At 70.6% G+C, this 13,173-nt stretch carries 8 protein-coding genes and 2 pseudogenes; 1 reads left to right on the forward strand and 9 read right to left on the reverse strand.

Going from position 1 to position 13,173, the window contains the following annotated elements:
• Positions 1-45: 45 nt before the first annotated feature.
• The 9 genes and pseudogenes from OG798_RS04265 to OG798_RS04300 all read right to left on the reverse strand — a co-directional run bounded on the left by OG798_RS04265 (position 46) and on the right by OG798_RS04300 (position 11,717).
• On the reverse strand, positions 46-825 hold the full coding sequence (locus tag OG798_RS04265) for a PucR family transcriptional regulator (protein ID WP_183127600.1): 780 nt from the start codon (positions 823-825) through the stop codon (positions 46-48).
• A 478-nt stretch (positions 826-1,303) separates the two neighbouring features.
• Positions 1,304-1,790: pseudogene (locus OG798_RS04270) on the reverse strand (phytoene desaturase family protein); the annotation flags it as partial.
• A 34-nt stretch (positions 1,791-1,824) separates the two neighbouring features.
• Positions 1,825-2,271, reverse strand: a pseudogene (locus tag OG798_RS56405) (reverse transcriptase domain-containing protein); the annotation flags it as partial.
• A gap of 146 nt (positions 2,272-2,417) precedes the next feature.
• Positions 2,418-3,692: an SGNH/GDSL hydrolase family protein gene (locus tag OG798_RS04275; protein WP_328756317.1), complete on the reverse strand. Its 1,275-nt coding sequence runs from the start codon at positions 3,690-3,692 to the stop codon at positions 2,418-2,420.
• Between the two features lie 184 nt (positions 3,693-3,876).
• Positions 3,877-5,091, reverse strand: coding sequence for an IS110 family transposase (locus OG798_RS04280; RefSeq protein WP_328756319.1), 1,215 nt, complete (start codon positions 5,089-5,091; stop codon positions 3,877-3,879).
• Positions 5,092-5,319: 228 nt separating this feature from the next.
• Complete coding sequence (locus tag OG798_RS04285) at positions 5,320-7,947, reverse strand: hypothetical protein (protein WP_328756320.1); 2,628 nt, start codon at positions 7,945-7,947, stop codon at positions 5,320-5,322.
• A 320-nt stretch (positions 7,948-8,267) separates the two neighbouring features.
• The gene (locus OG798_RS04290) at positions 8,268-9,230 is read right to left on the reverse strand and encodes an electron transfer flavoprotein subunit alpha/FixB family protein (protein ID WP_121417709.1); all 963 of its coding nucleotides are present in this window, start codon (positions 9,228-9,230) and stop codon (positions 8,268-8,270) included.
• A 58-nt stretch (positions 9,231-9,288) separates the two neighbouring features.
• A complete protein-coding gene (locus OG798_RS04295; RefSeq protein ID WP_121417707.1) occupies positions 9,289-10,074 on the reverse strand; it encodes an electron transfer flavoprotein subunit beta/FixA family protein in 786 nt (261 codons plus the stop codon).
• Between the two features lie 101 nt (positions 10,075-10,175).
• Positions 10,176-11,717: a 3-hydroxyacyl-CoA dehydrogenase gene (locus OG798_RS04300; protein ID WP_121417705.1), complete on the reverse strand. Its 1,542-nt coding sequence runs from the start codon at positions 11,715-11,717 to the stop codon at positions 10,176-10,178.
• Between the two features lie 475 nt (positions 11,718-12,192).
• Between OG798_RS04300 and OG798_RS04305 the strand changes: the two genes are divergently transcribed.
• On the forward strand, positions 12,193-13,095 hold the full coding sequence (locus tag OG798_RS04305; protein ID WP_121418689.1) for a LysR family transcriptional regulator: 903 nt from the start codon (positions 12,193-12,195) through the stop codon (positions 13,093-13,095).
• Positions 13,096-13,173 lie beyond the last annotated feature (78 nt).

Genomic DNA, 13,173 nt, shown 5'->3' on the forward strand with positions numbered 1-13,173 from the left:
GGTGTACGGGTGGACCATCGTCGAGGCGGCCCCTGCGCGCCGTCTTCACTTGCGGCGCAGGACCTTCGACCCGTGCCAGCGGCAGATCGTGAGAGCGAAGTGGAGGTCGAAGGCGTTGGCGTCGAGGTCGAGGTGGTAGTGGTCGACGGCGCGCTGGACGCGGTAGTGGACGGTGTTGCGGTGGACCACCAGCCGGTCCGCGGTGGCGGCGTAGCTGCGGTTGGTGGCGAGGAAGACCCGGAGCGTCTCGCGGAGGAGTTCGCGGCGGCGGTCGTTCACGGCGAGGTCGCCGAGAGTGTCGAACACGAAGTCGGCCAGTTCGCGGGGCTCGTCGGCCAGGAGAGCTACGGGGGCGACGCGGGTGAAGGCCACCACTTTGGGTGTGCCGGCCCCCGCGGAGAGGGCGAGGGTCTTGGCGCGGGCGGCGGCGCGGGTGCTGCGGCGGAAGCCGTCGAGGCCCGGACGGACGATGTCGAGGGCGACGCGTACCGGTAGCGCGGCGTCGCCCAGTTCGGCGGCGACGGTGTCGGGGTCTACCGGGCAGCCAGGCCTGACGGCAAGCCAGATCCGGGCGTCCGCCTCGTCCGTGTGGACCAGCAGGGGCCGGCCCCGTGCATGCAGGACGGTGTACAGCAGCGAGGTCAGCCGGTCGAAGACGGCGGCGGGGTCGACGGTCGCGGTCGTGCCGTGGAGCCAGCCCTCGACGGCCAGATGGGTGCCGGACAACCGGTGGTCAAGGGCGGCCTCGGCCTGCCGCAGATCGACCCGGGGGTTGTCGAGGAGCTGGTTGACCCAGTACTGGCGCAGCACGCTTCGGCCGCCCACCCAGCGTTCGCGCTCCTCCTCGTAGACACGGCCGATCTGGTCGCAGACCCGGTCCAGAAAAGCCGAGGTGAGGCTGACCAGGGTGATGACAGTGCCGGCCGGGTCCGGCAGCCCAGTCGGACCGCCTCGCCGAGGACCAGGTCCAGGCTCTGCGCATGGCCGATCCGGTAGGCGCGCGGCAAGGCCGAGAGCGGAACGTCGCGCTGGGCGAGCCCGCGTGCGTAGGAGACGGCCGAGGCCAGCGCGTCGACGGTCTGCGGGTCGATGCGGTTGATGATGACGTGCAGGACGGTGACGATGTTCTCGGTGATGCTGGCTTTCAGAAGCCCGTGCAGCGATTCGTCGTGTTCCAGCTGGGCGATCTCCGCCTCGGTCGTGGCGACCAGCCCGGCGATGACCTCGTCCCGGTTGGCCTGTATCACCTGGGCCGCGAGAACGACCGGATCCGGTGCCCCGTCCGGCCGCCGTACAGGACCGCTCACCGGTCCAGGTACCGCAGTGCGGAGCGGGCGGCGTTCGCACCGCACATGCCGTGCACCCCCGCACCGGGTGGGGTGGCCGCCGAGCACAGGTACACGCCGGGGATGCCGGTGCTGTAGGGGTCGAGGGACATCCGGGGACGCAGCGCGACCTGTCGTGCGGTGTTGGCACCGGCGACGATGTCGCCACCGACGAAGTTCGCGTTGTAGCGGGCCAGTTCGGTGGACGAGCGCGCCGAGAGTCCCACGATCCGCTCCCGGACCCCCGGCGCGAACCGCTCGATCTGACGCAGCACCGCCTCGGTGGCGTCACCGGGGTGGCCGTGCGGGACGTGGGCGTACGCCCGGATGGGGTGAATGTCGCCGCAGGAGCGGTCGGGGTCGGCGAGGTACTGCTGGCCGACCAGGACGAACGGGCGCTCGGGCATCCGCCCGGCGGCGGTCTTGCGCTTCCGTACGAACGACCTCCTCCAGGGTGCCGCCCAGGTCCCTGCTCACCTCGGGTGAGGCAGACGATGCCGGTCTTCTCGGGATGCAATCGCATCCCGAGCCGTTCCAGCACTCGCGCCGCCAATTCACGGGCCTGTTGGGCCCGTTGCTCCGTCGGCGACAGGACTACGAAATCATCGCAGTATCTCACCAGCGTCCCCAGTCGGCGTCCTTCGTTCTGCCACGCCTCGTCGAGAACGTGCAGCGCGATATTCGCCAGCAACGGGGAAATCGGCGAGCCCCGAGGGGTTCCCGCCCCGGTAGGCGAGGTCACCCCGCCCTCCAGGACTCCCATCCGCAGCCAGGCCCGGATCAGCTTCAGCATCAACCGGTCCACCACACGCCGTGCCACCTGGGCCATCAGCGCCTCATGGTCGATCGTGCCGAAGCAGTCGCGGATATCGGCCTCGAACACCCACTCCCGCCGCTGGTTCGCGGCGACGCGCACGGCTTCGCATGCGTCGATCGCGGACCGCTTCGGCCGGAATCCCTAGCTCGCCTCGGTGAACTGGGCCCCGAATACTGGTTCAAGGACCATTTTCGCAGCCGTCGGACCGGCGCCGCGGGACGCCGGGCCGCACCCCTTCGGACTGGCCGGCACCCGACCTGCCGCCTCTACCGCCGTCACGTCCCCGTCAGCAGGGAGAGGTTGACCGCGTTGGCCAGCGCCTGCATGCCGGCCTCGTTGGGGTGGATGTGGTCGCCGGAGTCGTAGGCCGGGTTGAGGGCGGCGGGGTCGGCCGGGTCGGCGGCGGCCTTGGCGAAGTCCACCACGCCGTCGAAGGCCCCGCTGGTGCGGATCCACTGGTTGGCCGCCTGGCGGATCGCCTCCGCGGAGTCGCTGTAATAGCCGTTGCCCTTGTCGGGCAGCATGGTGCCGCCGATGATCCGGACTCCCGCGGCGTGCGCCTGCCGGATCAGGTCGCGGTAGCCGTCGATCAGGTCCTGCGCGGTCAGTGGCGCGCCGCCGGGACCGGCGTTGTTGCCGATGTCGTTGATGCCCTCGAAGAGGATCACGTCCCTGACTCCTGGCTGGCCGAGCGCGTCATGGGCGAAGCGCTTGCTGGCGCTGACGCCCTGCCAGATGTTGGGGACGTCCGTCAGGACGCGGTTGCCGCCGATACCGGCGTCCACGACGCCCATCGGGCTGGTGGCGGCCAACCGCCGGGCCAGGTCGTCTGGCCAGCGGCGGTAGGCCCCCGCCGGGGTGTTGTAACCGTCGGTTATCGAGTCGCCGAAGGCCACCACGGTGCCGCGGGCGTGCGTCGGGACGACGTCGATCCCGGACAGGTAGTACCAGGAGGTTCTCGCCGCGACGTAGGACGCGTCGGAGGTCTCGGTGGTGTGGTCACCCGGCGTCGACAGGTAGCTGGTGTCGAAGGCGTCGGAGTGCCAGGTGGCGGAACTGGTCGCATGGGGCAGGTAGATGCTGATCAGGACGCTCTGGTCGGCCTTGACGTGCATGGCCACCGGGTCGCTGACCACTTCCCCGCCGGTGGGGACGGTCACGGACCGCCGGTGATCGAAGGTGACCGGGAGCAGTGACCGGGCGACCGCCGTAGCCCGGTCGGCCTGCGCGCCGATGGTGACGTGTGCCACCGACAGCGGGATCGTGCCGCGCAGGTTGGACAGGTGGATGCGCAGTGCGTCGCCGTCGACGGTGGAGTGGGCGACCATCCGTATGGTCTGGTCGTTGAAGTTCGGTCCGCCGACCGTCATGCTCGGCGACCAGGCCGCGACCCGCCGGTCCTGAGGCGCCTGGGCGTGCGAGGCGGTGGACGCGGTTGCCGGGGAGTCGGCCGTGCGGCCTACGGCGAGTTGCGCGCCGGCGAGCAGTGCGACGACCGCGGCGGGTGCCGTCAGCACGGTGAGCAGTTTACGTCTGGGTGCGGCAAGCATGGGTGTTTCCTTTCTCCCGGCGCATGGCCGGCCCGGTGGCGGTGAGTTGCCTGTGACCGCGGATGCTCCTATGGCTGTCAAGCCGCTGGAGTCAGGTCGGTTTGGGTGATTCGTTCGGTTGGTGTGCTGGTCAGTGCGCGGTAGACCTCGCGGGCCGCGTAGCGTTTGAGTCCTCTGAGTCAAGTCAGCTGGCTTTGAGGCGTTGGGTGGCGGGGTGGTTGTCAGGGTCGTAGGGGGTGGCGTTGTGCCAGCAGGCCCATATGACGCGGAGCCACGCGCGGGCGACGATGCGGGTGGCGTGGGGGTTGTGTTTCCCGCGTGCGCGGGCGTTTGCGTAGAGGGCGGCGGCCCAGGGTGATTGCATGCGGGAGTTGTGAGCGAAGGCGGTGACGGCCTTGCGGGCACGTGTGTTGGCGGCCCATCGGAAGTAGACGCCATGTGCCTTCCCGGATGCCTTGGTCACCGGTGCGGCTCCGCACTCGGCGGCGGCCTGTTCGGCGGACTCGACGCGGTCGAGGATCGGGCCGACCTCGGCAAGCAGCTGCGCGAGGTTGATGGTGCCCACGCCAGGCAACCGGGCGAGGAGGACGGCGCGCGGGTGCCTGGCGAGACACTTCTTGATGGTCGTCTCGAGCTGGGTGATGGTGGCCTGCAGACTGCGCAGGAGCTGGACTTGTGCCGTGATGAGCGCGGTGAGGACGGGCGTGGGGAGGCTGACCGGGGCGACGGGAGCGGAGCGGAGCCGGGCCAGCAGTGCGGATGCCGGTTTGCCGCCGCGGTAGGCATGGCGCTTGCAGAAGGCGGCCATGCGGGCTTCGCCGAGTCGGGCGGCCGCCTGCGGGGTGGGGTAGTCGGTCAGGAAGTTCAGGGCGATGTCGGAGACGAGCGAGCAGAACAGGTTCCTGGGCCCAGGCCAGTGCTGTTCGAGCAGGCCGCGGATCTGGTTCATCGCCTGCGTGCGGGCCTTGACGGCGCTGCGGCGGGCGATCCGCAGCACCCGCACCGCCTCGACCACGCCGTCCCGGCTCTTGGGGATACCGGTGGCCCGGCCGGACAGCACAGCCGTCGCGGCGGCGTAGGCGTCGATCGGATCGGACTTGCCCTTCATCCGCCGCGTCTTGCGGTCCGGGCGGTCCACATCGGCGACGGTGACCCCCGCGGCGGTCAGCACCCGGGCGAGCTCGGCGCCGTAGGCACCGGTGCCCTCCACCCCCACCGCGACCAGCGTGCCGTGCGTGCGCATCCAGTCCAGCAGGTCCCGGTAACCCCGGATGGTGGCGGGGAACTCCCGGTCGGCCAAGTGCCGGCCGATCGGGTCGATCACGGCCGCGTGGTGAGTCAGGCCGTGGGTGTCGACACCGCCGGTGATCTGCGGGCCGTCGTGCGTCATGCTGGTCATGTCCGTCCTTGTGGCGTGTCCGTTCCGAGGGCGGCACGCGCCGGTCGGGCGGGTGGACAAGACAGTGACGGGGCTTCTGGACCAAGCTCCTATAAGGTCACAAACGCCCGTCCGGCCGCGTGCGTGGTGACGTCCGGCGGGCCGACAAATCCCAAACAGGACAGTCGAGACGTCAGTCAGTCGGAGGGTCAGACCCACCCGCAGCGTCACCACGTCACATCCTCACTGTCAGTCGAGGGTGAAGCCGTCCACCAGGAGGTAGTCGCCGCCGGCCTTGGTGAGAGTCAGGGTGTGCGTGCCGGCCGGCAGGTTCGAGACCGTGTACACGCTCTGCTGGGCGTGCCGTTGCGGGGTGTTCGCGCTGACGGTCTCCTTGGAGTGGCCGTCCAGCGTGACGGCGATGTCGCCTTCGTCGGGGTTCGTCTCGGTGAGGAAGCTGATCCCGGTGCCGGGGAAGGTGATCGTGGCGGCGGCGCCGTCGTGCTGTGCGTAGTGCACGCCGTTGTCGAGGTCGCCGTAGCCGCGGGAACCGCTGGAGGACCAGCTGCCGGTGTACGAGATCCGCAGGTCGTCGTCGTCGACGGTGCGGCCGGGGAGGGTGCCGGGGCCGGCGGCGTCGATGATGGCCCTGGCCGCCGGCGGCCAGTTCCCGTCCGTCACCACGGTGGCCTGCTCGAACGTGATGTCGGTGCCGCTGTTGTTGTAGGAGGCGGTGTCGCTGTAGTTGTCGTGGATCGAGTCGTCGTGGATGCTCGGCGTCCACAGGTTCGTCCAGAGCGACCCGTTGGCGAAACGCACGACGTTGTCGTGGGTGTTCCACATCGAGCTGCCCTCGTCGTGGTAGATCATGTTGCAGCCGTCGATGCACTCCGACAGCACGTTCCCGGCGAATTCCGAGGGTGCGGACTGGCCGCCGAGGGTGTAGATCGGACCGCCGTCGAAGAGCGCGCCCATCACGCTGTGCACGTGGTTGCCGAGGATCTTGTTGCCGCCGGCGTACGTGGTGCCGTGCAGGCAGGGGTCGGGCAGACCTTGCTTGGCCTGCAGGGTGCAGTTCGACGCCCATCCCCAGCCCCAGCCGATGGACATGCCGGAGTACGGGGTGTAGCCGACGTCGTTGTGGGAGACGGTCGTCGCCCTGCTGTGGCCGACCCAGACGCCGACCGCGTCCTGGTACTCCTGGCCGGGGAACTGCACGGTGTTGCCCGAGACGGTGTTGCCGCTCGTCATCAGGGCGGGGTCGGTCTGGTAGTAGTCGTCCACCTCGCCGACCGAGACACCGCTGCCGGAAGTGTCGGTGACGGAGCTGTCCTCGATCGTGGAGTCCTGTGTCTGGTCGGCCAGGTCGATGCCGCTGGTCCCGGTGTGCTGGACCACGTCGCCGGAGAAGGAGATCCGTTTGCCCCGGTGCACCTGGACCGCCGCAGGGATACGGATCGGGGTGCGGGTCGCCGGGTCCCAGAGCACCCCGGCCTGGTTGTCCACGTAGCCCTCGGCGGACGGGGCGTTCCATGTGGTGCAGGCGAAGGTCAGCCCGGAGAAGACGATGTCGTGCACGGGTGCCACGACGTCGGGGATCACGGTGAATCCGTCGACGAGCAGGTAGGTGCCGCCGGTCTTGACCAGACGCAGGGTGTGCTTGCCCTTCGGGAGTCCGGTGACGGAGACCATGGCCTGCTGGGCCAGCCGCTCCGGGCCGTCGCCGGAGACCGTCGAGACCTTCTTCCCGTCGATGTACACGTCCGCGGTGCCCTCGTCGGAGTTGGTCTCCGACAGCACCTGGATCCCGGTGCCGGTGAAGGTGTAGCTGACCGCGTCGCCGTTGCCGGAGGTGTAGTGCACGTCCGCGTTCAGGTCGCCGAGGTGCCGGCCGTCGGAGTAGCCCCAGTTGCCGGTGTAGGTCGCCCGCCAGTCGGTGTCGTTGACCGGGGCCAGGTGTCCCGGGGTGCCCGAGGCGTCGACGAGTTCGGGCGCCACCGGCAGTTCGACGTCCGCCGTCGCCAGGTTCTCGCCCGCGCGTGGCACGTAGTAGAGGTACCCGGCGTTCTCGTCGAGATAGAACTGGCCTGGTGTGCCAAGGAGTTGGTAGGCGTTCTCCAGCCAGGTGATGCCGTCCATCGACGGCAGTCCGGCGCCGTTGAAGGGAAAGCTCGGGTTGGGCACCGCGTTGTGGTTGTTGTTCCAGCAACCGGGATCGACGGTGAGGTCCGAGCCGCCGTGCGCGGAGCGGGTGATGGACGCCAGCGGGCAACGCATCTGCTTCCAGCCGCTGTTGTGCACGACCTCGACCTGCGCGGGGTTCGTCCACGCGGTGTACGAGGCGTCAGCGGTGGTGAAGCCGGTGGCGGTCACGGAGAACCCCGACGGGTTGCGCGTCCCGCGGGCGCGGTCGGCGCGCTTCCCGTCGACGAACAACTCCCGACTGGTGATGCCTGCGGGAACCTTGGCCCGGTAGATGTTCTTCGCCACGTCGACGCGCGCGAAGCCGGTGATCCGGGTCGCGCCGCTGAGCACCGGCGTCTGCCCCGCGGCCGCCCGGTACACCACCGGGTGGCCGGGCCGGCCGGAGTTCTGGACGCCCAGCCGGAAGGGAGCGGTGAGCCGGTAGGTCCCGCCGTCCAGTTCGACCACGACATCGCCCGGGGCCTGCGGGACGAGAGATCTCGCACGGTCGCGAGCGGTCTCGAGACTGCACGGATTCCGGTCACTGCACGCCGAACCGCGCCCGTCTGGCGCGACATGCAGAGTGTCCGCCGCGTGGGCGGACGCGTCGGCGGCGACGGCTTCGGGCGGGCCGCCGGTGAAACCCAGACAGGCCACGGCGGCAGCAAGGCACGCGGCGACAATGGTGCGCATAGTCGATCTCCCACAGGACGAGCGAAGGCTCAGACATCCGATGAATGTACGGAACCATGTCGCCAAGTCCTAGACCTGGGACGGAATTTGTATGACGACATCCGACCTGTCTCGGAGCGAGTCCGGAAACGCGGCAGTGTTCACCGGCTTCGACGACTTCTCCGCTCCGGGCGTCCGTGCGCTTGAGGGCAGCCCGAAGGCACTGACATCGATGTGCGGTGTCGCTGTCAGTGCCTTCGGGGGTTCAGGGGGCTGGGGCGAACGGGAGGGGCTCCCCTTGGTGTCGTAGGCCCGCGCGCGGTGCGCGGGTCTCGACGCGATCAGGCCTTGCGGGCCCGGATCTCCTCGGTGAGACGGGGCACGACCTCGAACAGGTCGCCGACCACGCCGTAGTCGGCCAGGTCGAAGATCGGTGCCTCGGCGTCCTTGTTGATCGCCACGATCGTCTTCGAGGTCTGCATGCCGGCCCGGTGCTGGATCGCGCCCGAGATACCCGCCGCGACGTACAGCTGCGGCGACACGCTCTTGCCCGTCTGGCCGATCTGGTGCGCGTGCGGATACCAGCCGGAGTCGACGGCCGCGCGGGACGCGCCCACCGCCGCGCCGAGCGAATCGGCCAGGGCTTCGATGATCCGGAAGTTCTCCGCGCCGTTGACACCGCGGCCACCGGCGACGACGGTCTCCGCCTCCGTCAGCTCCGGGCGTCCCGTCGACTCGCGCCGGGTCCGCGAGGTGATCCTGGTGCCCGTCGCCCGGTCCGCGAAGACCACTGCCAGCTCCTCGACCGTGCCGGCGGCCGGGGCGGCCTCCACCGGGGCCGAGTTGGGCTTGACGGTGATGACCGCGACGTCCCGGGTCACGCGCGAGCGGGTGGTGAAGGCCGCGGCGAACGCCGACTGCGTGGTGACCGGGCCGTCGGGGCCCGCCTCGACGTCGACGGCGTCGGTGACCAGGCCGGCGCCGACGCGCAGCGCCAGGCGGGCGGCGATCTCCTTGGACTCGGCCGAGGACGGCAGGAGGACCACGGCCGGGGAGACGGCGGCGCAGGCGGCCTGCAACGCGTCGGCCTTGGGGGCCACCAGGTAGTCGGAGTACTCGGGGGCGTCGTGCGCGAGGATCCTGACCGCGCCGTGGTCGCCCAGGATCTCGGCGGCGGCCTGCGCGCCGGCGCCGAGATGCACGGCGACCGGCTCGCCCAGGCGGCGGGCGAGTGTGAGCAGTTCGAGGGTGGGTTTGCGCACCGCTCCGTCGACGTGGTCGACGTACACGAGGATGTGGGTCATGGACGTGTCTCCTGCGGATGAAGAAGAAGGACGTGGACGGGTGGGCGTCGGCCCGGGCTCAGATGTACTTCCGGGCCGCCAGGAACTCCGCGAGCTGCTTGCCGCCCTCGCCCTCGTCCTGGACGATCGTGCCCGCGGTGCGGGCCGGGCGCTCGGCCACCGCCTCCACCGCGGTCCAGGCGCCCTTGAGTCCCACCTCGTCGGGGTCGATGCCGAGGTCCGACAGGTCCAGGGAGTCCACCGGCTTCTTCTTGGCCGCCATGATGCCCTTGAACGACGGGTAACGGGCCTCACCGGACTGGTCGGTCACCGACACGACCGCCGGCAGGGACGCCTGAAGCCGCTCGGACGCCGCGTCGCTGTCCCGGCGGCCCGTGATCTGACCGCCGGCCACCGAGACCTCGGACAGCAGGGTGGCCTGCGGGACGGCCAGGCGCTCGGCCAGCAGCGCGGGCAGGACCCCCATGGCGCCGTCCGTGGAGGCCATACCGCAGACGACGAGGTCGTAGCCGATGTGCTCGATGGCCTTGGCGAGCACGAGCGAGGTGCCCAGCACGTCCGTGCCGTGCAGGCCGTCGTCCTCCACGTGGACGGCGCGGTCGGCGCCCATGGACAGTGCCTTGCGCAGCGCCTCCCTGGCGTCCTCGGGACCCACCGTCAGTACGGTGATCTCCGCGTCGTCCGACTCGTCGGCGATCCGGAGGGCCTGCTCGACCGCGTACTCGTCGAGTTCCGAGAGAAGTCCGTCGACGTCTTCGCGGGCGACCGTCGAATCGTCGGCGAAGTGCCGGTCGCCTGTCGCGTCGGGCACGTATTTCACGCAGACGGTGATCCTCAGGGTCATGACTGTTCTTCCTTCGCTCGTGCGTTGTCGTGCGATTCGTTCGTCGTGCCGGGGCGCTCGCCCCGGCGATGCGTTCCCGGAAGCGAGAGGGGGCGCGTGCCTCAGGCGTCGGCGACCGGCGGGACGGCGCCCGGTTCGGTGAGCGGCAGGCCGAGATGCGCGCGCTCGGTGACCCAGCGGGTCGGCCGGTAGCGGGGGTCACCGGTGCTGCGGTGGAGCCCTTCCTGCAGGGCGAGCAGGCGCCGGGCCCCGATCCGGTCGCCCCAGGCCAACGGACCGACCGGGTAGCCGAGTCCCGCCGTGACGGCGAGGTCGATGTCGCCGGGGGCCGCGAGGGAACGCTCCGCGACGGAGGCCGCCACCGAGATGATCGACGCCAGCACCCGCTGGGCGACCGAGCCCGCCGTGTCGCGCACGACGGACACCGGGACGGCCTCTGCACCGCCGGCCGCCCGTGCCAGCACCGCGCGCGCGTCGCGCACCGCGGTCCCGTCGGACGCCGGGGTCATGGCCAGCACCCGGCGACGGGCGGTGAGGGACAGGGGGTCGACGCCCAGGGTGCGCTCGGCCGGCAGGCCGCCCTCGGCGATCGCGGAGGCGACGGTCGTTCCCCAGACCGGGCACAGCACGAGAGCCTGCTCCGAGGGCGCGGACGCCTTTTCGAGGGCCGCCCCCGACTCGCTGAGCACCGTGCGCAGCGTGTCGCCGTCCCGGCCCTCGCCGGCGACCCACACCGGCCGGCCCGGATCGCCGGTGACGGGTTGTTCCGGCAGGTCGGCGGGGGCCGGGATGCCGGGGCCGTACGCGTAGAAGCCGCGCCCGGTCTTGCGGCCGTGCAGGCCCGCCGCCACCCGGTTGGGAGCGAGGTAGGAGGGGCGCAGCCGGTCGGAGTGCCGGAAGCCCTGCCAGATGGAGTCGGTCACCGCGGCGGTCACGTCCAGGCCGGTGAGGTCCATCAGCTCGAAGGGGCCCATGCGCAGTCCGAGTACGTCGCGGGCGATGCGGTCGATGCCCGTCGTGTCGCTGACGGACTCCTCCAGCAGGGCGAACGCCTCGGTGATCAGGCCGCGGCCGACGTGGTTGATCAGGAAGCCGGGGGTGTCCGAGGCGACTACCGCGGCGTGTCCGGTGGCCCGGACCAGTTCGACGAGGGTCCGGGGGATCTCGGGGCGGGTCAGCGCGCCCGGAACTACCTCGACGATCCTCATCAGCGGCACGGGATTGAAGAAGTGCAGGCCGCAGAGGCGGGACGGATCAAGGAGTCCCGACGCGATCTGTGTCACAGGCAGCGAGGACGTGTTGGTCGCGAAGACCGTGCCCGCGGGCAGGATGTCCTCCAGCTGCCGGAACAGCTCCGTCTTGGTGGCCAGGTCCTCGCGGACCGCCTCGATGACCAGCCCCACGTCGTCGCCCGGCGCGGCCGGCGAGTCCACCGGCAGCAGCCGTGCCGAAGCGGCTCCGGCGGCCTCTTCGGTCATCCGCTGCTTCTGGGCGGCGCGTTCGAGCATGTGCTGGACGAAGACGACGGCCTCGCCGACGGCCTCCTGCCGCACATCGGCGAGTTCGACGGTGTGGCCGGCGACCGCCGCCCACTGGGCGATGCCGCGGCCCATGGCGCCGGCGCCGACAATCCTGATGCGCATGTGGATCTCGCCTCCCTCTCGGTTCTCGGATTTCCGCTCCCGCTCCGGTGGTGCGGGAGCCGGATCCGTTCTGCTGACCCGGCTGCTTCGGTCCGCGGCCGCCGGCGGATCGCCGGCACTCCGTGCCTGCCGTGCCCGGGCCCCGTTGACACCCGGCGTATCGCGGCCCGGGTGCGGTGACCACCCACCGCCGACGCACCCCGCGGGGCCCTGTCGCCCTGACCTCCCGACTCTGGGGAGACCGAAGTCCGCACGAACGGCCGCCGTCCGAGGTGGACGGACGTGTCCGCCGGTGTGCCACGCGGGAACGCCCGCCCCCAGACGCCAGGCCGGAGCTGCGCGGACCGGTTCGGCGGACGGTCTTACGCTGCCAGCCGCAATCCATTAATGTCCAATACTAAATGGCACACGCTTTAAGACGTTCATTCGATGAATGACCGGGATTCCTCCCGGAGTCGGAACAGTGGGAACCACCATGGAACTGCGCCGCCTGGTCGCCTTCGTAGCCGTCGCCGAGGAACTGCACTTCGGCCGTGCCGCCAAACGGCTCCAGATGGCCCAGCCACCGCTGAGCCAGCAGATCCGGCAGTTGGAGAAGGAGCTGGGGGTCCAGCTCTTCGAGCGCAACACCCGCTCGGTCAGGCTCACCAGCGCCGGCCAGTCCTACCTGGAGCCGGTGCGTACCGTGCTCAAGGACCTCGACCTGGCCACCCGGGCCGCCAGGGCCGCCGGGCTGGGCCAGTACGGGCGCGTGACCGTGGGCTTCGCCGGCGCCTCCAGCCATGAGAGCCTGCCCCGGCTGACCCGGGCCGTCAGAGCCGTCCACCCCGGCATCGAGCTGGTCCTGAAGGGCCAGACCTACGCCAACGCGGCCCTGGCGGGCGTCGCGGAGGGCTCGCTGGACCTCGGTTTCGTCCGGCTCTCGGCAACTCCCCCGGGTGTGACACTGCGGGTCATCGGGGAGGAGGAGATGATCTGCGCGCTGCCCTCCTACCACCCCCTGGCCCAGCGCGATCGCATCCCGATCGCCGCCCTGGGCGAGGAGCCCTTCGTGAGTTTCCCCGCCAACGCCGGCTCCAGCCTGCGCGACGCCACGTTCCAGGTCTGCGACACGGCCGGGTTCACGCCGCGGGTGGTCCAGGAGGCTCCGGACTCCCACACCATCCTGGCGCTGGTGGCCGCCGGAGTCGGGGTGACGCTGACCCTGACGTCCTGCCTGCACGTCCAGCAGACCGGCCTGGTGTACCGCCCGCTGGCCGGGCCGCCCATCCGGCTCCAGGCGGCGCTGGCCTGGCGTACGGACAATCCCTCGGCCGCGCTGCACTCGGTCCTCACCGTGGCCGAGGAGGCGCTGCCGACCCCCACCCTGAGCACCTAGACGATTTCCGTCCGAGTCCGGCGTGAATCAGGTATTGGATCTTCTTGGTGCCGGAGTGCGAGGCTCGGTGGGAACGGT

This window comes from Streptomyces sp. NBC_00271 (genome assembly GCF_036178845.1).
GTDB lineage: Bacteria > Actinomycetota > Actinomycetes > Streptomycetales > Streptomycetaceae > Streptomyces.